Source organism: Candidatus Nitrospira salsa (genome assembly GCF_965152625.1).
This window is the reverse complement of sequence record NZ_CBCUCO010000002.1, coordinates 900,262-919,750: the sequence shown is the minus strand read 5'-3', so window position 1 is coordinate 919,750 and position 19,489 is coordinate 900,262. Positions and strand designations below refer to the sequence as shown.

19 protein-coding genes and 1 tRNA gene are annotated in these 19,489 nt (G+C 46.9%); 13 read left to right on the top strand and 7 right to left on the bottom strand.

Features of this window, described 5'->3' with window-relative positions:
• Positions 1-487: 487 nt before the first annotated feature.
• A complete protein-coding gene (locus tag ACWQXP_RS05990; protein WP_454061928.1) occupies positions 488-1,216 on the bottom strand; it encodes an SIR2 family NAD-dependent protein deacylase in 729 nt (242 codons plus the stop codon).
• Between the two features lie 78 nt (positions 1,217-1,294).
• Between ACWQXP_RS05990 and ACWQXP_RS05985 the strand changes: the two genes are divergently transcribed.
• From ACWQXP_RS05985 to ACWQXP_RS05945, 9 genes are all read left to right on the top strand, one after another.
• On the top strand, positions 1,295-2,020 hold the full coding sequence (locus tag ACWQXP_RS05985; protein ID WP_454061927.1) for a cyclase family protein: 726 nt from the start codon (positions 1,295-1,297) through the stop codon (positions 2,018-2,020).
• Positions 2,020-3,369 carry a 2-dehydropantoate 2-reductase gene (locus ACWQXP_RS05980; protein WP_454061926.1) on the top strand — a complete coding sequence of 450 codons (1,350 nt, stop codon included), beginning with the start codon at positions 2,020-2,022 and terminating at the stop codon, positions 3,367-3,369. The genes ACWQXP_RS05985 and ACWQXP_RS05980 overlap by 1 nt, the downstream gene beginning before the upstream one ends.
• 174 nt (positions 3,370-3,543) lie before the next feature.
• On the top strand, positions 3,544-3,957 hold the full coding sequence (ndk, locus tag ACWQXP_RS05975; RefSeq protein WP_454061925.1) for a nucleoside-diphosphate kinase: 414 nt from the start codon (positions 3,544-3,546) through the stop codon (positions 3,955-3,957).
• A 74-nt stretch (positions 3,958-4,031) separates the two neighbouring features.
• Entirely contained in the window at positions 4,032-5,582 is a 1,551-nt protein-coding gene (locus tag ACWQXP_RS05970) for a tetratricopeptide repeat protein (protein ID WP_454061924.1), read from the top strand.
• A 160-nt stretch (positions 5,583-5,742) separates the two neighbouring features.
• Positions 5,743-6,126: a glycine cleavage system protein GcvH gene (gcvH, locus tag ACWQXP_RS05965; protein ID WP_454061923.1), complete on the top strand. Its 384-nt coding sequence runs from the start codon at positions 5,743-5,745 to the stop codon at positions 6,124-6,126.
• Between the two features lie 40 nt (positions 6,127-6,166).
• A complete protein-coding gene (gene lpdA, locus ACWQXP_RS05960) occupies positions 6,167-7,570 on the top strand; it encodes a dihydrolipoyl dehydrogenase (RefSeq protein ID WP_454061922.1) in 1,404 nt (467 codons plus the stop codon).
• Entirely contained in the window at positions 7,567-8,010 is a 444-nt protein-coding gene (locus tag ACWQXP_RS05955; RefSeq protein ID WP_454061921.1) for a ComEA family DNA-binding protein, read from the top strand. Before lpdA ends, ACWQXP_RS05955 begins: the two co-directional genes overlap by 4 nt.
• A 35-nt stretch (positions 8,011-8,045) precedes the next feature.
• Positions 8,046-9,272 (top strand): tyrosine--tRNA ligase, encoded by a 1,227-nt coding sequence (tyrS, locus tag ACWQXP_RS05950; protein WP_454061920.1) that lies wholly within the window; start codon positions 8,046-8,048, stop codon positions 9,270-9,272.
• A 153-nt stretch (positions 9,273-9,425) separates the two neighbouring features.
• A tRNA-Gly gene (locus ACWQXP_RS05945) sits at positions 9,426-9,500 on the top strand.
• Between the two features lie 241 nt (positions 9,501-9,741).
• Here the strand turns inward: ACWQXP_RS05945 and ACWQXP_RS05940 are convergent.
• Positions 9,742-10,080: a GFA family protein gene (locus ACWQXP_RS05940; protein ID WP_454062990.1), complete on the bottom strand. Its 339-nt coding sequence runs from the start codon at positions 10,078-10,080 to the stop codon at positions 9,742-9,744.
• 557 nt (positions 10,081-10,637) lie between these two features.
• Between ACWQXP_RS05940 and ACWQXP_RS05935 the strand changes: the two genes are divergently transcribed.
• A complete protein-coding gene (locus tag ACWQXP_RS05935; protein ID WP_454061919.1) occupies positions 10,638-11,078 on the top strand; it encodes a CBS domain-containing protein in 441 nt (146 codons plus the stop codon).
• 13 nt (positions 11,079-11,091) lie between these two features.
• Here the strand turns inward: ACWQXP_RS05935 and ACWQXP_RS05930 are convergent, their stop codons facing one another.
• Positions 11,092-11,856, bottom strand: a complete 765-nt coding sequence (locus ACWQXP_RS05930) for a PEP-CTERM sorting domain-containing protein (protein ID WP_454061918.1) — start codon at positions 11,854-11,856, stop codon at positions 11,092-11,094.
• A 353-nt stretch (positions 11,857-12,209) separates the two neighbouring features.
• Here ACWQXP_RS05930 and ACWQXP_RS05925 point away from each other — a divergent pair, with 353 nt between their 5' ends.
• Positions 12,210-14,462, top strand: coding sequence for an acetylxylan esterase (locus ACWQXP_RS05925; RefSeq protein WP_454061917.1), 2,253 nt, complete (start codon positions 12,210-12,212; stop codon positions 14,460-14,462).
• Positions 14,463-14,606: 144 nt separating this feature from the next.
• Positions 14,607-14,972 (top strand): hypothetical protein, encoded by a 366-nt coding sequence (locus ACWQXP_RS05920; protein WP_454061916.1) that lies wholly within the window; start codon positions 14,607-14,609, stop codon positions 14,970-14,972.
• Positions 14,973-15,141: 169 nt separating this feature from the next.
• Here ACWQXP_RS05920 and ACWQXP_RS05915 read toward each other — a convergent pair whose 3' ends face one another.
• The 3 genes from ACWQXP_RS05915 to ACWQXP_RS05905 form a co-directional block, all read right to left on the bottom strand.
• A complete protein-coding gene (locus tag ACWQXP_RS05915; RefSeq protein ID WP_454061915.1) occupies positions 15,142-15,567 on the bottom strand; it encodes a YbaN family protein in 426 nt (141 codons plus the stop codon).
• Positions 15,568-16,204: 637 nt separating this feature from the next.
• Positions 16,205-16,396 (bottom strand): hypothetical protein, encoded by a 192-nt coding sequence (locus ACWQXP_RS05910; protein ID WP_454061914.1) that lies wholly within the window; start codon positions 16,394-16,396, stop codon positions 16,205-16,207.
• Between the two features lie 33 nt (positions 16,397-16,429).
• On the bottom strand, positions 16,430-16,729 hold the full coding sequence (locus ACWQXP_RS05905) for a hypothetical protein (protein WP_454061913.1): 300 nt from the start codon (positions 16,727-16,729) through the stop codon (positions 16,430-16,432).
• Positions 16,730-17,587: 858 nt separating this feature from the next.
• Between ACWQXP_RS05905 and ACWQXP_RS05900 the strand changes: the two genes are divergently transcribed.
• Complete coding sequence (locus ACWQXP_RS05900; RefSeq protein ID WP_454061912.1) at positions 17,588-18,622, top strand: Vgb family protein; 1,035 nt, start codon at positions 17,588-17,590, stop codon at positions 18,620-18,622.
• A 14-nt stretch (positions 18,623-18,636) separates the two neighbouring features.
• Here the strand turns inward: ACWQXP_RS05900 and ACWQXP_RS05895 are convergent, their stop codons facing one another.
• Positions 18,637-19,410, bottom strand: a complete 774-nt coding sequence (locus ACWQXP_RS05895; protein ID WP_454061911.1) for a DUF2182 domain-containing protein — start codon at positions 19,408-19,410, stop codon at positions 18,637-18,639.
• Positions 19,411-19,489 lie beyond the last annotated feature (79 nt).

Here is a 19,489-nt window from a genome sequence, read left to right as displayed (position 1 = left end):
GACAAAAAAACGTAACAGACTTCCGTATAACCAGTCAAGAAAAGGGGTGATATGGCATGAGTCATGGGCGTTTCAACGACAAAGCCTCAGATAAATTTGATAGTCGTAAGTGCGAGCAAGGCTCGGAGGAAGGTTGGGCATCGAACTGAAGGATTGGGTAGTGTGCGAATTTCTGTATTCTCAGTGATCACGTGTCAGTTCGTTCGTAAGGAGAACGTCTGAAATTCTTGATCCCTTAGTAAGGCTATGTCATGCGTGTCTTATTTGGTAGAGTCCTTTGCTTGTGGAAAGTCCGGAGGTTGGCGGCCTACCCGGATCATCAGGCGGGAGTTGCGGGATTTCCAGTAACCCCTTTTCTCTCCTACTTAGCTATTTGCCTTTGAATGTCTGGATCACTCGATCACGGGCAAAACCGTGTACATAGGTCATCCGTAGAACACTCAACCGCAGAAACGAATGAAACAAGCGGTGGAAGCCAGGTTGCTGATTATTTGCTAGAGATGGGGAGCAAGAGTGGGACTAAGTCTTTTGCACGGCCTTGGAAGGAAACATCGACGAGGTCCGAATTTGGTGTGGGGTCGAGATTAAATTCCACGACGAAGGCGTCATGTTCTTTGGCAATGGGTGCAAAGGATGCCGCCGGATAGACAACGCCTGATGTTCCAATAATCAACAAAATTTCGCAATTTCGAAGGGCTCGAAAGCTAGCATCCAGGTCTTCCTGTGCCAGGGATTCTCCAAACCACACAATGTGTGGCCGCAAGAGACCTTGGCAGTTTGGGCAATGTGGCAGAATGTCTATGGGGACATCATGGTTAGGCGCTATGGTTCCACAGTTTGTACAGCGGACTTTCCAGATGTTGCCATGAATTTCTGACACATTCGTCGATCCTGCCGCACGATGGAGACCGTCGACGTTTTGAGTGATGAGCCAAAAGTTTTCAATTTGCTTCTCAAGTTGAGCTAACGCCTCATGGGCGGGATTCGGCGTTTTTGTACATAACAATTCTCTCCGCCAGTTATACCATTCCCAAACCAGCTTCGGGTCTCGTTCAAAGGCATCAGATGATGCCAGTTCTTCTGGACGAAAATTTTTCCATAGCCCATCTGTTCCCCGGAACGTGGGGACTCCGCTGTCCGCCGAAATACCTGCGCCAGTGAGAACGGCGACTGACCGCGCCTTGCTGATCCGTTCTCGAATATCAAGGAGGCTCATATGTCAATTTGTCCATTCAAAATACTTTAGAACTTCTCTAGATGGTGATACTCTCATGAATGAAAATTTTTCACAATCATGATTCCTGAGACCGTCAAGGTGAATGGCGGGAGAAAGCCAATTCATAATATGTCTGACATGCTTGATCTCACGTTACCCCTCACTGAAAAGATTCTGCGGTACCCTGGTGATTCGTTGCCGATATTCAAAAAAGAAACGGATATTGAAAGAGGTGATGTGCTAACGGCGTCCCATCTTTCCATGAACTGTCATGCCGGGACACATGTCGATGCCCCCGCGCATTTCTTGGGAGATGGAGAAACCTTGGATGAATTGCGTCTGGGACGATTTCATGGGCCGGCTGTCGTATATGAATATCTTGATTGTGACGTCATCGCATCACAAGATTTGCGGGCGGCGAAAATACCTCAACGACATCATATGTTTCTAAAGACCAGGAATTCTGAATTGCTCCAACGTGATACATTTTCCTCAACGTACTGCACCGTGTCGCCAGATGCGGCAGAATTGTTGTGCGCGCTTCAACCGCTGTCTGTGGGCTTTGACTATTACAGTCTTGATCCGTACGAAGAGGAAACAGGCTTTCCAGCTCATACCGTCTTTGCTCGAGCTGGTATTCCCGTCTATGTCTGTCTGAATTTAAAAGATGTTCCTGTAGGTGAATATCTATTTTCAGGGTTTCCCCTGCGATTGGCCGGAGCCGAAGCCTCACCGGTACGGGCAGTGCTGATGCAGGCAGTTGAGAGTTCACGTCGTAAAAATCATTCAAGAAAGGTTACGTGATGGATCAGATCATGATCATTGGGGCGGGGTCAGTTAGCGGGTTCTTTGGTGCTCAACTTGCCCAAAAGAATTCAAATGTCTCGTTTTTACTTCGACCGAAAACACTTGAAGCCGTGAAGGCAAATGGCCTGATGGTGCGAAGCCAGCTCTTCGGGACCTTTTCTGTTCATCCGAAATACCTGGCTTCTGACCCGACAGCACTCCCTTCTCCTGATCTTATTATTCTAGGAGTTAAAGCTTACGACCTTGATGCGGTCTGTCATCAGATCGAACCGGTGATGCGTTCTGATACCACAATATTGACTCTTCAAAATGGCGTGACGATTGAGGATTCACTGGCAGAACGGTTTGGGGCGGAACGTATTGTTGGAGGAGTGGCATACATCTACTCCAAAATTATTGAGCCCGGTGTGATTGAACATTACAAGCGTGGGGGGCTCAAAATTGGAGAACTCGATGGAAATCAGACACTAAGAGTGAAGCAGATAGCTGCACTTCTGACTGACGCGGGCATTACCTGTCAGATCAGTTCCGATATTCGTCGTGCCAAGTGGGAGAAAATGTGCTGGAATTGCGTGTTTAATCCACTTACCGTTCTGTTAAATGATTGTGTCGCGAAGGCCTTGGATCATCCTGAAATGTCATCGGTGATTTCGACCATTGTTCGGGAAGTGGTGACGGTCGCTTCGGGACATGGTGTGCCACTCGGTGACGGCATGGCTGAAAAAGTCGTGCAGTCATCCCAAGAGCTGCGAGATATTCATACGTCCATGTATGATGATTGGAAGGCAGGGCGTCCTACCGAAATCGATGATCTCAATGGGTATATTGCCAGGAAAGGTCAGGAATGTGGCATCCCGACGCCCGTGAATGAATCATTAACCGCGATGGTGAAGGTCATGACTGCACAAAACTCAACAAATATCGATACGCTTTTTATTGAGGGTGAGGTTCTTCAAAGATTGACTTTCGATATACATAGCTTGAGCAAGATCTCGCCAGAAGCCCAGGTGCCGGATGTCAGTGTCCACATGCCAAATATGAAAGGTCGTGGGGTGAGGATGAGCGGCCTTTTGGATGTTGCGACAGTAAAGCTTGAGGCGGACCATGTGACATTTCACGCTTTGGATGGTCAATTCGCTGCCACGCTGACTTTAGCGCAAGCACGGGAGTACGGTATTTTGATCTACGAAGTGGATGGATCTTCTTTGCCGATTGAGAAGGGTGGACCGTTCCGTTTAATCACGCCTGGGCTTAGAGATTTATGCGCAAATGTGAAGCAAGTGGCAAGGATTGAAATGACCAAAGGAGCAGGGCGAGATACTCGTCCTCCGGAGGTGTGTACGTAGATTCGTATCTAGTCGTTCGTTGCTCGTATCTCGTTTGAAACTGTGTGAGTAGCAAATTTGCATCCATAGTCGGCGGTCTCATAGAATGCGTGGCACTTATTGAAGTTATAAGGCACTCTTAGAGTTTCTCTTTGTTAGTATAATACGTAAAAATTAAAGAAAGGATTTAGGTTTATGAAGGAGCGTACGCTTGCGATTATTAAGCCGGATGCGGTGAAGAAACATGTGATCGGGGACATTATTCGGCGATATGAAGAAGCGGGAATTCCGCCCATCGCTCTCAAGATGATGACGCTCTCCAAAGACCAAGCCGAAGGGTTTTATGCTGTGCATAAAGAGCGTCCATTTTTTCATGATCTCACGACATATATGGCTTCTGGTCCCGTTGTCGTCTTAGCGCTGGAAGGGGAGAATGCCATTAAGGTCAACCGTGATTTGATGGGGGCTACAGATCCCAAGAAGGCGGAAGCAGGAACCATCCGTGCTGCGCATGGTGCGTCGATAGAAGCCAATGCTGTGCATGGGTCCGATGCGTTGGAGACAGCGCAGGTTGAAGTTGCCTTCTTTTTTCCAGAACTGAAATCATGAGTGTGGCAAGCTGAGGAGTGGGGATCTTGTTGAGTGGCTTGAATCTGGTGGATTCCCAATTCGAGGGTATCTAAATGATTATGGCTTGGACTCGGAGAGATGTTGAATCGCAAGGAACGAACAGGGCCAGTTATTGGTTTTGGTTATTACTTGTCGCGTTGTTATTTTCTGCCTGTGGGAAAAGTGCCCCATCGCAGAAGCCCGTGCAAGTTCAAGATCTTCAAGTCCGTTCTCAGGAGCGAATCTTTCATTCAGCGAAATCAGACGTCCTTTCTGGTCGATATGCGCAAGCTATTGAGAAACTGAATCGCTTCTTGTCGACCTATCCGCGTTCGAGCTTTGAGTCTGATGTGAGATGGTTGCTGGCACGGTCCTATCATGAATCTGGCAAGATCAAAACGGCCCTGAAACACTATCAGCAGGTGTTGGATCAAGCCGAAAGTCGCGCGCATCATCAGGAGGCGCAGCAGTATAGGGATCAGATTCATGCATCGTTGACTCCCCCTCCTACTGCTCCGCCTGCTCCTCAAATCACGCCTCCGTCTTCGATTCCGCGTATTCGCCAACAGGCCGAGGTGTTTGCATTACAGATGACCCTCGGACAATGGGCTGAAGGACGTGATTGGAAGACACGTTTAAAGAATATGTCGCGTCGAGGTGTGACGACTCAATTGATTAATCTCGAATGCGGCATGATGAAAGAAGACGCTGGGGCGTTGTTTCAGCCGTCTTCGAGTGTGGAGGTCGATCCCTCGGGGCTGTCGCAAAGTTTCTCTTCATTTGTGACGCACGCGCATCAGCATGGGCTGACCGTATTTTTAGGGGTGAATGTGAGGTGTCTCGGTCGGTTAGATGTCGACTCCGGTAACCGTTGGGCTGATCGGGCCTACGATCAACAAACAAAAGGGCTTCGTTCAACTCAGTATTTTGATTTATTTAATCGCGAGTATCAAAATTTTTTAAAGGATATTCTTGCGGTGCTCGCGAGTTCTGGAATAGATGGGATTGTTTTTCTTGATGATGCACCGCTGGGAATGTTTGATGGCGTGACGCCGATTGCATTAAAGAAATTTCAGCAGGAATTTGGATTGACGTTTCATCCGCAAAAAGTATTTGCTATTAAGAGTCTCAATAGGAAGTCAGGACGAATTGCTCCCCCGAAAGAATCCGAATTTTGGCGATGGATAGGCTGGAGATCCCGAGCGCAATTGAAGGTTTTGCAGGACCTCATGGATAGCGTCAGGCAGTCTCATTCTAAATTTCAAGTAGCACTTGAACTATATGCTGGAGGTCTCAACGAGCCGCTACGCACGTTGTTACAATTGAATGAAGATATTCTTGAGAGCCACCATCTCGATTTTTCTTTCTTAGTGCTTGATGTGGATGGTCCGCAGCGCATCCAGGGATCGTCTGACGGATTACCTGGTCGTTTTCAACAAGAGTCACTTTCAAAGGTTGCAAAACGTTTTTTAGAGATTTTCAAAGATCCAACCAGACTCTGGTTGACGGTTCCAAGAAAGTTAGGCGTGAAAGCCTGGTCTTCCGAATCTTTAAAGGAACTCACGGGAGAGGCCGATGTGCCTCAGGGAATTGGGTTGGTCTATGATTTACGACCGTTTTCCTGATACATTCCGGAAGGGTTGAAAATATCTGACAGCTATGTTCCCACTCCTGTTCGTGCTCACGTACTTGTGTGTACGCTCTGCATGTTTAAGGAGTTGGGTTTTGCTGTACGGCATTTTTAATCACGTCCTTTTCGTTTTTTACAACTTATAGGAGGCCCTCATGGAGCCGAGTGATCTGCGGTTTCACAAAGAGCATGAATGGGTTCGGGTTGATGGTCAGCGTGCGACGATTGGTATCAGTAATTTTGCACAAGATGCCTTAGGTGACGTGGTGTTTATTGAAGTCCCGAAAGTTGGGACAGTCTTTGAGGTGGAACAAGAATTAGGAGAAGTCGAATCGACGAAAGCGACATCGACGATTTATACGCCGGTGAGCGGAAAAGTCCTTCAAGTGAATGAAGAGCTAGATGAACATCCGGAGCTGCTGAATAAAGATCCGTATGGAAAAGGATGGATCGCCGTTCTTGAATTATCGACTGCCGCTGAAATCGAGCAATTGATGACGGCCGAACAATATACTGAGTTTCTGAAATCTCAGTCTTAAGTCGAGACGTGTAAGACATAAACTATTTACCCTAATTCTCATGAATTCTCAAAAACACATCGCAATACTTGGCGCAGGACCAGGCGGCTATGTGGCAGCCATTCGTGCGTCACAGTTGGGTGCTAAGGTTACCATTATTGAGAATCAGGCATTGGGTGGCGTGTGTTTGAATTGGGGATGTATCCCCAGTAAGGCTCTTCTTTCAGTTGTCGAATTAGGGGAAAAGGTCAAGAAGGCCGCGGAGTTGGGTATTCAGATTGAAGGTCCCCTACACTATGACGTGGTTCAAATGGTCAAACGGAAAGATCAAGTCGTGACAAATTTGGTCAAGGGCATCGGCATGCTCTTGAAAGGTGGGGGCGTCACTCATCTACAAGGGACGGGAACTTTAATCGATAATCGGACGATCCATGTGTCTCTGGCTGATGGAGCGGAAACCACAGTTCAGGCCGATGCCTTGATTATTGCCACTGGGTCGTCTTGGCCAAACCTTCCCTTGTTTCCCATTGATGGTACGCGAATCATCACAAGCAAGGAGGCTCTTGAGTTGAAGTCTATTCCTGAACGTCTTCTGATTATCGGTGGAGGTGTGGAAGGCTGTGAATTTGCCTCATTGTATAGTGGATTGGGTTCGGATGTGTCTGTTGTGGAAATGATGCCGGCCCTCCTCCCTGAAGAAGATGAAGAAATTTCGTCATTGATGGCACGTGAATTTAAAAAACGTCGGATTCAATTGCATATCGAAACGAAGGTTGAAACTTGTCAGGTTGGAGATGCTGAAGTCACCGTGAAATTCAGCTCGGGCGAGGAGATCAAAACGGATGTGGTGCTGGTCTCGATCGGCCGTCGATTCAATACAGAAGGGATCGGATTAGAACAAGTCGGAATTACGTTGGGGGCAAGAGGTGAGATCACTATTAACGACCGAATGGAGACGAATATTCTTGGTGTTTACGCCATCGGGGATGTGGTGGGTAAAGCCATGCTGGCCCATGTAGCATCTGCGCAAGGAAAGGTCGCAGTTGAAAATATTCTTGGTCGTTCGCAGACGGTTAATTATGATGTCATTCCTGCAGGCATTTTTACATTGCCAGAAATTGGGAGGGTAGGACTGACAGAACAGCAGACACGTGAACGCGGTCTGCAAACAAAAATTGGGCGTTTTCGATACATCGGCTTAGGGAAGGCGCAGAGTGTTGGTGAAACGGCGGGGCTGTTTAAGGTCATTTCTGATGAAGAGTCAGGGCGTCTCTTGGGTGCGCATATCATGGGTGCACATGCAACCGATTTGATTCATGAGGCTGCGATGGCGATAGAGGTTGGTGCCACAGTTGATAGACTTGCCTCGATGATCCACGCTCATCCTACGCTATCCGAAGGCCTGATGGAAGCGGCAGAAGACGTCGAAGGGTTAGCAATTCATCAGGCGAAAAAACGCGTGTGAAATGTGATAATTACTCAGCGCTCTACTCATTGCTCACAAAGGTGGGGACTCTGAGTGTTGGTATTGTATGCCTGGTGCTCATTGGGTGGCCAGTTTCTGATGATCGCACTTCTCTAGACCGCGCATCCTCGTTAAGCCGCTCGTCTCTCGCGGATAACACGACTAACCTTCCTTCAGTCCATTTATCTGCACATGGTAGCAAGGCTCCTGATCTTCACGTTGATTTGAATCATGGGCAATTTGAAGATTTGAAACAGCTCCCGGGTATTGGCATGGTTCTCGCTCAAAGAATTGTCAAATATCGTCAAACGCATGGGCATTTTCGATCAGTGGATGAGTTGCAAGTTGTGACCGGCATAGGGGAGAGGCGGATCGCACGAATTCGTCCTTTGGTTTCTATAAGCCAAGATGCACGATATGAAAAAACTGTCGGATCTTGATGCGTAAATCTTAATCAGTCACGAAATCTTCTCTGATGTCAGATTCAAAACTTCAGCGACAGTTAGACCTTATTCTTCGGGGAACGGTTGAGGTGATTCAGCTCGATGAGTTGAAAGAAAAACTCGCGACGTCACTGAAGGAGCATCGGCCGTTACGAATTAAGGCCGGATTTGATCCGACTGCGCCCGATCTCCATCTTGGTCATACCGTTCTTATTCAAAAGCTCAAACATTTTCAAGAGCTTGGTCATGAAGTCATCTTTCTCATTGGCGATTTCACCGGAATGATTGGTGATCCGACCGGGGTATCAGAAACCCGGGTTGCTCTGACGAAAGAGCAAGTGTTAGACAACGCGAATACCTATGAAAAACAAATTTTTAAAACACTTGATCCCCAAAAAACGCGAATAGAATTTAATAGTCGATGGATGAGTGAGATGCATGCAGAGGATATGGTGCAATTATGTTCACATTACAGTGTGGCGCGTATGCTAGAGCGTGACGATTTTTCGAACCGCTATCGTGAACAGAAACCCATCAGTGTTCATGAGTTTCTGTATCCCTTGGTGCAAGGGTACGATTCAGTTGCACTCAAAGCTGATGTCGAGCTGGGAGGCACCGATCAAAAGTTTAATTTATTAGTCGGTCGTGATTTGCAACGAGACTATGGGCAGAAACCTCAGACGGTAATCACGATGCCGTTACTTGAGGGAACAGATGGTGTTCGAAAAATGAGTAAGAGTTACGGCAACTATATTGCCCTGGAAGATAAGCCCGGAGACATGTATGGGAAGATTATGTCCGTCAGTGATACGCTGATGCGACGGTATTATGAACTGTTGACCACAGAAGACTTGTCGACTATCGATGCACAACACCCGATGGAAGCGAAGAAGGCTCTCGCTGAACGCCTTGTCTTTCAATATCATGGTGTAGCTGGAGCCGAGCAAGCCAAAGCCGATTTTCAACAACGGTTTCAATCAAAAGATTTTCCTGATGAACCAGACGCGCATGTTGTGCTTAAGTCCTCGGACTTTGCCAATGCTGATACCCCAAGTCTTGGTGTGGTAGATTTGCTTATGAAAACCGGTCTTCTTCCCAGTAAAGCCGAGGCTCGTCGTCTGATCGCACAAAATGCAGTTCAGCTTGATGGCAAGAAGCTAACTGATCCCAATGGCAGTGCAACATTTGAAAACGGTGAACAGTATCGTATGAAAATTGGCAAACGAAAGTTTGCTTTGATTGAATTCAAGAACGTCTAACGTCATAGTGCTTCACTATCTTCTTCCTGTCGCGTACAAATTTGAGCGGAAGGCTGCTTGAAGAGGTAGATGGGAAAATATCACTCCACATTGTTCCCTAAATTACCTTGACTAAGTTTCAGCACGCGCATAGAATGTGACCACCTCTAGAGAGCGGGCGTAGCTCAGTGGTAGAGTTCTTGCTTCCCAAGCAAGCTGTCGTGGGTTCAAATCCCATCGCCCGCTCCAATTTTTCAAGCCATTACAATTTCTTTGAAAGTATCCAGTGGATTGCTGGACTACACTAGTATTTGAACCTACGACTAGGGGTTTCGAAGGGGATATGTCCCCCTTCGTGGGGAGTGCACGAGGGGGCTGGCCCCCTCTGTGGGAGTTTGCGAAGTCGGTTTCAGGACTGAGCAGACGACGGAGTGGGTTCAAATCCCATCGCCCGCTCCAATTTTCTACTCTCTTAATCAGCATTTTTTTCTCAATTATCAGATGTATTTGTTGGCAGCCACTCTTCATATTGAGGAACGCCATCATATGGTAAGGTTTTCCAGGAAGCCTTGTCACTGACAAAGATATGTATGCCCAATTTGATTTCTACATCACCTTCTGTGCACCCGAGCGTGACGCCATATATCTGCCCTTTGAGTGTACCGCACAGGGTCGAGCCGCATACGCGACAGAATTGTAGCCCCGCACCATTTTTCGATTTATAGGTCGTGAGTAGATGTTCCCCAGAAGTCCACGAAATTTCTTGAGGATTTACCAGAGCATAAGCTGACGCCTGCCCACTAAATGCCTTTCGACATCTATAGCGAATCTAAATACGTTCCAGGCGGGAAAATACTACTAACTCCGCGTGGTACAACGTGAACATAAGGAAGGTTATGCCCGCCTGGATGCCCTGCAGACGATTGACGGTTCAATAACGAAGGGTCAATCAGTATTCAATAGGGTCACCTGTAGATTCGGCATAACTGAAACGGCTATAGAAGAGCAGTGAAACGATCGTGCTTCTCGTAACGTTCCTTCGATGGTGTATGTGACCGCACCACAAAAGCATGATCCAGTAATGGCCATAATACTCGGTAACCTCTTTGCTCGCTTCTCACGCATAAGCCATTAATCTCATCATAACCTATGGGAAGTCGAATGTTATCTTTCATCTTGAATGGTATCTCGGTTTTAGATGAGGATCCAGTGCAAGTGCTAGATGAATGCTTAGTGAAATGTTGGTAATGTATAGCATTGCGGAAGATAGTAAATAAAATGGGAGCCAGCATTTTTGGAAACGACAATGAAAGGTTTCGTCATTCAACGATTTTGTGAATTGATATAAGAACTTGGCTCTGTAAGTCAGATGGAGGAGGAATAAGAATGAGGAAAGTTGAATGGATTTCTCAACGTTGTGATCCGGCAACTCTTTTGGCGCACCAACTGATGGAAGATCAGGTGAGTACCTGCAGTCCAGATGATATGGTGCTCACGGTGGGACACAAGCTGTATGATGGAAACATTGGTAGTCTGCCTGTGGTTGATGACGAACAATCTTTAGTTGGGATTGTGACGGAGTTTGATCTACTTCAGGCGATTGAACATGGCAAAGATCTACGAAGTACGTCTGTTGCATCGATCATGACCAAAGAGGTGGTGACGGTGACAGAGCAGACGCCGTTCATGGAGGTCGTACAACTACTTCAACAGCATCATCTTGTTCGCGTGCCAGTTGTGAGAACGAACGCGTTAGTCGGTATCCTGGCACGCGGAGATGTTATTTTAGGATATATTAAAGCCTCAGATGTTGGGAGTGGTGGCTAGCTTGGTTGCAATATCATAATTTTTGAGAGTTGGAAAACTTTTCTGCTGATTTACTTTTGGTTGTCTGTCGATAGCGCCATCCCACAAGGCCGATAAGGCCAGTTCCCAGTAATGTAAGAGTTCCGGATTCTGGAACTGGATTCATGGGGTCGATGGGTCGGCTTTCGAAGATTGTGCCAGAAAACGTCATCATGGGTTGGAGGCTTCGGTCGAGGTTTTGAAAGAGAAGAAAGCCTCCTTCTTGAGTGTTTGCCTCAAAGATTTGTTGAAATGTGTTGGCAGTTAGGGTTGCACTTGTCAGGGGGGGAGAGGCTGAATTTGATGATTCGACCACGTATGAGAGCGTTTCTGTTTGAAAGGGACCAAACACGGCATCAATCAGGGGAGTCTGTGTCACATTGTTACTTATAAGGGAGGCTTGTTCAAATCCTGGGCTATCAATAACGGTTACGGTGCCTCCTGAGAAGTTAGTCGAAAAACGATCGGACATGATGACGATATCATTGAGGGCTGAAGGGTATTGGCCGATCTCAGGATCCCCCGAAAAGACATCGATGGCTTGATTGGGATCGTAGGTGAAGGTCATTGTAATTGGATCGCCAACATTAAAAACGGAACGAAGGACTTCGTCTACAGTCGTCACGTTCGCCGTTAAGATGTTCTGGACCGACACAGCTTCTACTTCTTGAATGCCAATACTCATCGCCATGGCGCATCCGGCCGTTAACACACATGCCGTCCTTCTAATTTTTTCTCGAATCGACCTCTCAATTATCATACGTTCGGCTCCTTTATCTCCATGAAGAGAATGTGATGAATAATTGTCGCGTATTATCAAATAACATTCAGGGCAATGACAATAGAAAAATTCATCTTTTCAAATTTTCAAAGAAGATGAGACTTGATTCCAGATATTGATCATATGTAAGGGAATTCAGTCGTCTTCTTTTAGATGATTCCACGATCGATGTTGATTGATATACTCAGTAAACCCAATAAGGTGAGACAAGCAAATAATATGATATGCCCAATTGAATATTGACCTGAATGGACTCTCTTCGAGAATTTATTCGAGTGAGCCAAGCCTAATGTCTGATATTCGTTGCATACTGATGTGCCATGGTTGATTCTATGCGAATGAAGCAGCTGCTGAGTGAAAGCCTTCCGCTACCGTTACGTCAGTGGTTGTGGGAACGGAAAGTTGCAGCGGGAAATCGTCGAATTCGAGAGCTTGGAGGGGAACTCTCGACTCGAATTCACGATGCCGCTCAAAAAGATATTGCGATCGGGAAAGGGATTCAGACGAAAGCTGATTGGGAAAGTTTTCGCGATGTTCGATGTGAGGCTCTGCGTCGCTCGTTGAATCTGAGTGAGGAACGTGTTGCCCCGCCTCGTGCTCTCGTGACTGGCACCTTGAAGCTCAATGCCTGTCATATTGAAAATATGGTTTTCCATGGCCACATGGATATTCCTGTGACCGCGAATATGTATCGACCTGTCGGTATCACGACAAACACACCCGCAATCGTTCTATGTCACAGTCATCACGATTCAAAATCGGAAGAAGAGTTACAATGCATGGGAATGACATGGGCTCGCCAAGGATGCACAGTCTTAATCATGGATTTACTTGGTCATGGAGAACGACGTCAGCATCCTTTTACCGGTCAAAAAGATTTTGCCGGAGCATTTCGTGTTGATCGGCAAGACTACTATTTTCGGTCTGTGCTTGATATGCAATTACAGTTGGTGGGTGAAAGTTTAATGGGATGGATGGTGCAAGATGTACGGCGTGGTATCGATGTGTTATGTGCTGATCCACATATTGACTGTGATCGAATCATTGTTGTCGGTTCAGTGGCAGGGGGAGGAGATCTTGCGGCCGTTGTTGGCGCTGTCGATATGCGGGTATCGAACGTTGTCGCCTTTAACTTTGGACATCTTTCGATGGGGGATTGGGAATCAACAAGAAATCTACCCGATACGGCTCGATTACGATTTTGGCCCTGGGTTATTTTGGCATCATTGGCCCCGCGTCGTCTTATCTATGGACGAGAGTTTGCTTGGAATCATGGTGATGGTGCATGGAACTATCTTAAAAACGTATATGCACTCTATGGGCAGTCCGAGGCTCTTCGGTCGGTCTCCGGTTCCGGCCACGTGTCGAGCAATGGTCCTCTAGATAGTCATTGCATGAATATTGGTCCTCTCCATCGAGCTCAGCTATATCCTATTTTTCAAGATTGGTTTGGCATTCCTGTCCCGGAACACGAGGAGACCACGTGTATTGAAAAACACAAGCTCATATGTCTGACAGAAGAGGCCAGAAGAGAATTCAGCTCACGACGGGTCCATGAAGTCGTTCAGCAACTATCTCGTCAATACCTCACTGTTGCTCGTGAGGGACGAGCGACTCAGGAGTCTGCCATGTTGGCCATTCAATTACAGCAAGATCTCGTTCCAGTTCTCGGTCCGATGCAACCATTCACTTCCTGTCGAGTTCACTCAATGTATCAAGGAGTCAGCCGATCTGAATATGTCAAATTAGAAGTTGAAAAAAACATCTTTGTACGTTTGCAGATTCTGCGCCCCTCTCATTCAGATACTCCCCAATTGCCGGTCGTCATTGGTGTGGCTCAGGAAGGTAATCGCCGGTTAAAAAATGAATGCCAATCGTTGATTCGACGCTTGCTCAAACAAGGGATTGTGGTGTGTTTAACGGAATTGCGAGGAACCGGGGATGGTCGGCAGGGAGAAATCTACCGAGGAAGAATCAGTCCGAGTGCCGGTATCGCCGCAACAAGCTTAATGCTTGGAGAAAGTTTACTCATATCTCGAGTTCGTGATCTACGAACAGTGATAGCGTATCTTAAGCATCGAGATGAGATTGATGACAGTCGGGTCGGTATCTGGGGTGCTGCGCTTCCCGCATCAAACTTTTCAGATGACGACCTCGCTGTTCCTTTCAACGCAGATTCATATCCGGAGCGTGGTGAGCCACTGGGGGGCGTTGTGTCGCTTCTGGCGACACTCTTCGAACCACAGATTCAAGCCGTGTATGTCCAGGGAGGTCTTGCCTCGTATGAAACATTATTGGATAAACCGTATATCTATCAGCCTGTAGATTCGCTCATTCGAGGTCTTTTGACAGTTGCAGACATTCCTGACATTGCTGCTGCACTGGCCCCTCGACCACTTCGAATGGAGGGATTAGTGGATGGGAGCAATCGGCAACTCGATGCACCGCAGATTGAATCGATGTACCATCGAGCGCGATTAGCCTATGGACGAGCAGGTAAGAGTGAGAGTCAATGTTCAATCAACATTGAGAAGACCTCTGGCCTTGAAATTTCAAGGTGGTTTGCGAATTTCCTCTGTCCATAAGGATGCTTTTGGTGATTTTCCTTCCGTGGGCGCTAAAATATCATTAGTCAATCAAAATAGCGTGGTACAATAAAGAGCGAGATAGTGATAATCCAACTCGCTACTGGGCAACTGTGAGAAGTCAAAGCCCAAAGGAGGCCATGAATGTCTCAAGAAGGATCTGTGCCACAACACATTCGAACAACTGAGACCCTACTGAGGTTGTATGTGCTTCTCGCACAATACCTTGATCGTTGTCGAACTGAAGATGGGAGTTCATCGCTGTCCGAAGGCGAGTTTCGGAAGCATTTGGTTGAGACAAAGCAGTCTGTGATAAATCTCCTGTCTACGAATAGAATCGTACCTGAAAAAATCGAACAAGAGTATGATCGGGTTATGAAATGTGCAAAAGCCTTGGTCAAAAACCCTCGAGATTCAGAACGCAAAGCTCAAGTGGATCATGAACGGGAGACACTGAGAATTAAGACCCTGGCACTCAGTGATCTTTTGGCCGTTTTTCGTTCGGCATAAGATCAAATGATAGAAGGTCACTCTATTTTGTTGAGGAAGTGATGGTGGCTATTGGCGAGGTGACCTATCGACAATGTCTGTGTGCATGTTAAAAAAGATGTGAACGAATGGTATCCAAGAAAGATCTTTGGTGGCTCGTATCAGAAAGATTGTGTTTCCCTACCTTATCTTACATTTCGTTTGCGAGTTTTGTGCGAGTTTCTCCGGTCGTGTCATAGGGTGGTAATGGTCTCGTCCAGATAAACGCTAAGACTCCAGTCACAATGCCGACCAGCATCGTTTTCAAGAGTATCCCGACTGAAAGAATAAACAGGGAAAAGGAAAAAAACAGCAGCATCGTCACGGTCGCGGTGACTTTGGCTCGTTTGCTAATACTGCCGTGTTGTTCCCAGTTTTGAATCATGGGGCCAAGTGTAGGTTGACGGATCAGGCAGTGGTGTAGCTGAGGAGAACTTTTAGAAAAGCAATAGGCTGCGAGAAGGATAAATGGGGTCGTTGGCAGGATTGGAAGGAAAATACCGATGAATCCCAAGGCTAGACTGATCCACCCAGTAAGTAACACTCCAAGTCGTAATGGAAGAGATTGAATAATCATAAATCAGAACTTCTTACAATCTTCAGTTAAAGCGACTCTTTCTTAATGGTTCTATATCGGCGATTAAGCTCAGATTATTGAGCGTTCTGAAGTTGATCTATTTATAGCCGTTTGAAGGAACTTTCAATGTTTGATGTGGGTAATAACGTTGTGTTACTTGGGTATCTGTAATGCTGACATCAAGTAATGCTGACATCAAAAGGAATACGAAGTCGCCATTATCGATTGCCCATCAGTAAAGCTTGGCCTTGGGAACGATCGTGTCGACTGAGGTCATCTATGATTACAGTATTGAATAACCTCAGCATTCTCCGTGAAAGTAGATCGGGTCGGTGGTGCGTTCACGCCCACAGCACACTTCTAGAACTTTTTGTGATTGGTTATATTATTCGAATTTTCGGAAATTTTGGTGAGTTGAGTAGGAACGAATTCCATTGATTAACCACAACAAATGTGTCAGGGCGAGAGTCGGAGATAATTGTGACAAAAAGAGGAGTGTTGGTATCTTGTGAGTGAGGAAAGGTAGTAGAGGACTTGTTGTCCGCTCGAGCAGAAACACAAAAATGCCTCGAATGGCGGTTACGCCAACACCATTATTGATGTCTGAAAGTGCCTTGTCGAGTTTTGGCGAAATTATTTAAAACAGTGGAGGCTGGGGGCCACAGCGTAGACCAATAAGGTCAGGATCTTCCCCTTCGACTACAGGGCGCGTTTCGGATGCAGCTTGGTCTTTACGTTGCTCACGACGCATGGCCTTTTCTTGACGTTTGAGCCGTTGAGCATGTTCACGAAGTCGTTTTCCTTGGGTTTCTTTCTTAATTTTTCCCATTACATCGGCTAAAGAACTGAGCCTCTCTCCTCCCTAGCGTTGGAGTGTTTGCTTTTTGGTCGTTCGACCATGTGATTTGCGCTCGGTTTTGGCACGAGTAGAGACCGTGCTTGCCTTTGGGGTCTCTTCATACTGTATCTCGTCAAATCCCTGACCAATTTCTTGAGACGACATCATTAAAACTTGTTGTCGAATTTCGTCCATTGACCGAGACCGCTGTTCTTCTGATGGGTCTGTCAGTCCCAATGTTTTCCAAGGGATACTACGGTTATCCTTAATTCTGACTATTTTATGGGGACGTTTATGAGCTGGCCAACCTTTAGTCATCTTCATCTTATCTCTCTCTCCTTCTTGACTGAGATGGGTACCTTACTGGCTATGAGCTTGCCTAAATATGACGTCGGAACGTTCGTACCCGTTATCTGAGGCATGGGTATTGCCTCAGAAGATCAAGGGATCTTTTACCCTCGCACGACCATACACTCGCACTAAAATGCATAGACGAATTGTTTGGTTTAAAGCATCACGTACAACGGGGCTCAAATCGTAAAAGATGGGATGTACCCCTCTTTTGGTACTTAGGAGTACTTTGTTGTAGCAGTATCCTTAGCTCAAACCGTGCCTTAAGGTAACATTCTGATGGTGGTGAGTCAAATATGACTTTTATTGATAGGGTAGTGTGAGCCATGCGAATGCCGTGAGTGTTACGGGAATTCGATTGAACCTATTCTTCGTGTAAGCTTGAATTTAAAGGGAAATTTCAGGTTTTTTTGAACCACGATCATCATTGAGAAGTCCGAGGCATAAACAGTTGTCATTGATGTTAAGATAACTCTAGGCGTAGAGGTTTGGTGTCTATTTTGCCGTATAAATTTCTTTCAGGACACATTCCAACGTACATTTTCTGTGAGTCAGTCGTGGCGATTGTTTTTACGTAAGAATACTTGATTGTTTAATGGCTATACTTTCATGAAAAGGTTCGGTAGGATGTCGCGCCGAATGGCAATTTGAGAGGATTCATTCAAACCCCAAGGAGTCATCGTCATGTCAAAAAGTCAGGACTCACGTAAAGAAACCAAAAAGAAACCATCTAAAACGATGAAGGAAAAACGAGCTGAAAAAAATGCCAAGAAAAAGGGATAGCCGCTGGGCTTTGCCTTATGAGCTAATGGTGTTTGGAGGTCATACATCATGAAGAGCCATTCAGCTGTGTTTATCTTTGGTATCATTGTCTGGTTTAGTCTTGTCGCGTTTCTCAGCTGCGCAGCAGCCGAGTCGAAACAAGTCCACGTGGGGAAAAATCCTGTGGACATTATGGAATGGACGGTACCGTGGGAGCAGACGAGGCCGCGTGATCCCTATGTTGATCAAGATCATCGCGTGTGGTTTGTTGGACAGCAGGGCGATTATGTGGCGATGTTTGAACCAAAGACAGGCAAGTTTCGGCAATATCCGTTAGATGCCGGAACGGGCCCCCACAATCTCATCGTTGATGGACAGGGGTTCGTGTGGTACGCCGGTAATCGGGCTTCGCATATCGGCAAACTCGATCCGAAAACCGGAAACATTATCAAATACATGATGCCTAATTCTGGGGCATCCGATCCACATACCCTGGTGTTTGGAGACACCAATGAAATCTGGTTTACCGTTCAACAGGGAAATTTTGTGGGCCGATTAGCCATGAATTCAGGCAGTGTCATATTGACCCCACTCCTTACAGCCAATGCCCGCCCTTATGGTATCGTTGTCGATGCCGCCCGCCGTCCATGGTTTACTGAATTTGGTTCGAATAAGTTGGGAACCATCGATTCTGCAACACAGCCCGTGAAGGAAATTTCACTGCCTCGTCCCGATGCGCGGCCTCGACGATTGGCCCTCACCTCCGATGGAGCCATCTGGTATGTCGACTATGCAGAAGGGTATCTCGGAAGGTTTAATCCATCTACAAAAACGGTGAAAGAATGGCTTGCTCCTGGTGGCCACGATGCACGACCATATGGGATGACGGTCGATGATCAGGATCGGGTCTGGTTTGTGGAAACGGGCGCATTCCCGAATCGACTCATCGGATTTAATCCCAAAACTGAAGAAGTGATCAGCATCACCAATATCAAAAGCGGCGGTGGAACAGTCCGGCATATGATATACCACCAGCCCACACAAACAATTTGGTTTGGTACCGACGCGAATACCATTGCCAGGGTCACGGTTCCACAATCATGACCTGGCATCGGTTTTTAATGAGTCAGTGAAGTCATTAAGAGTATCCCACCGACTACGAGCATCCCGACACCGGCGAGTCGACCACCCCAGGCCCCGAAAGGAAAAACCTTTTCTAGAAATACGAAAATTGTAAGGCCGGCAATCCACAGAAGGTTCATTACGCCGCCGAAGAAGAGCAAACCCATTAAGGCCCAACAACAGCCAAGGCAATAGACCCCATGCTCCAGACCCATTCGAAAGGCCCCGGTGCTGCCTGTTCGCCAATGGTGAGCAATAAAGGAGGTTGGGGAACGACAATGCTCAAGGCAGACGTTCTTCCATGGGGTCAGTTGATAGAGTCCTGCGACAAGAAAAAGTCCGGCACCCAGAGTTTGACTATTGGTCATCATCATCGGGGACAGGAGTGCGGCTTGGTGCAGGCCGAATTGGGCGAGTGTCGCCGCAATGCTAAACAGCCCCCACATCACTAGATAGCCAGACACGAACGCGGAGGTTGGCGCAATCGGCGTTCCCTGCCGGTTGGCTTTGCGAGCCATGCCAGCATAGAGGAGCGTCATCGGGGTGGCGGAGGGCAACATCATTCCGATCATCATCACGCTCCACATGAGAAACATGAAGGCAAAGTCAGTTCCGTTCCAGGGGTGAAACTGCATCACGCGGCCAACTCCGTTTGTCTCTATTTCCGGCATCCCAGATTCGAGATGGAAGAGGTAAGCCCAGGCGAGAACGATCACGCCAATCAGGCCAGAGACAATTGCAATCGTATCCCGCTGAGGAAGGCCTGCCACCAGACTCAACCTAAATCGAGACAGAAGAGAAATGGAGATTGACGGAATGTGTTCTTTCCCTGTCTGGGAAACAGGATGA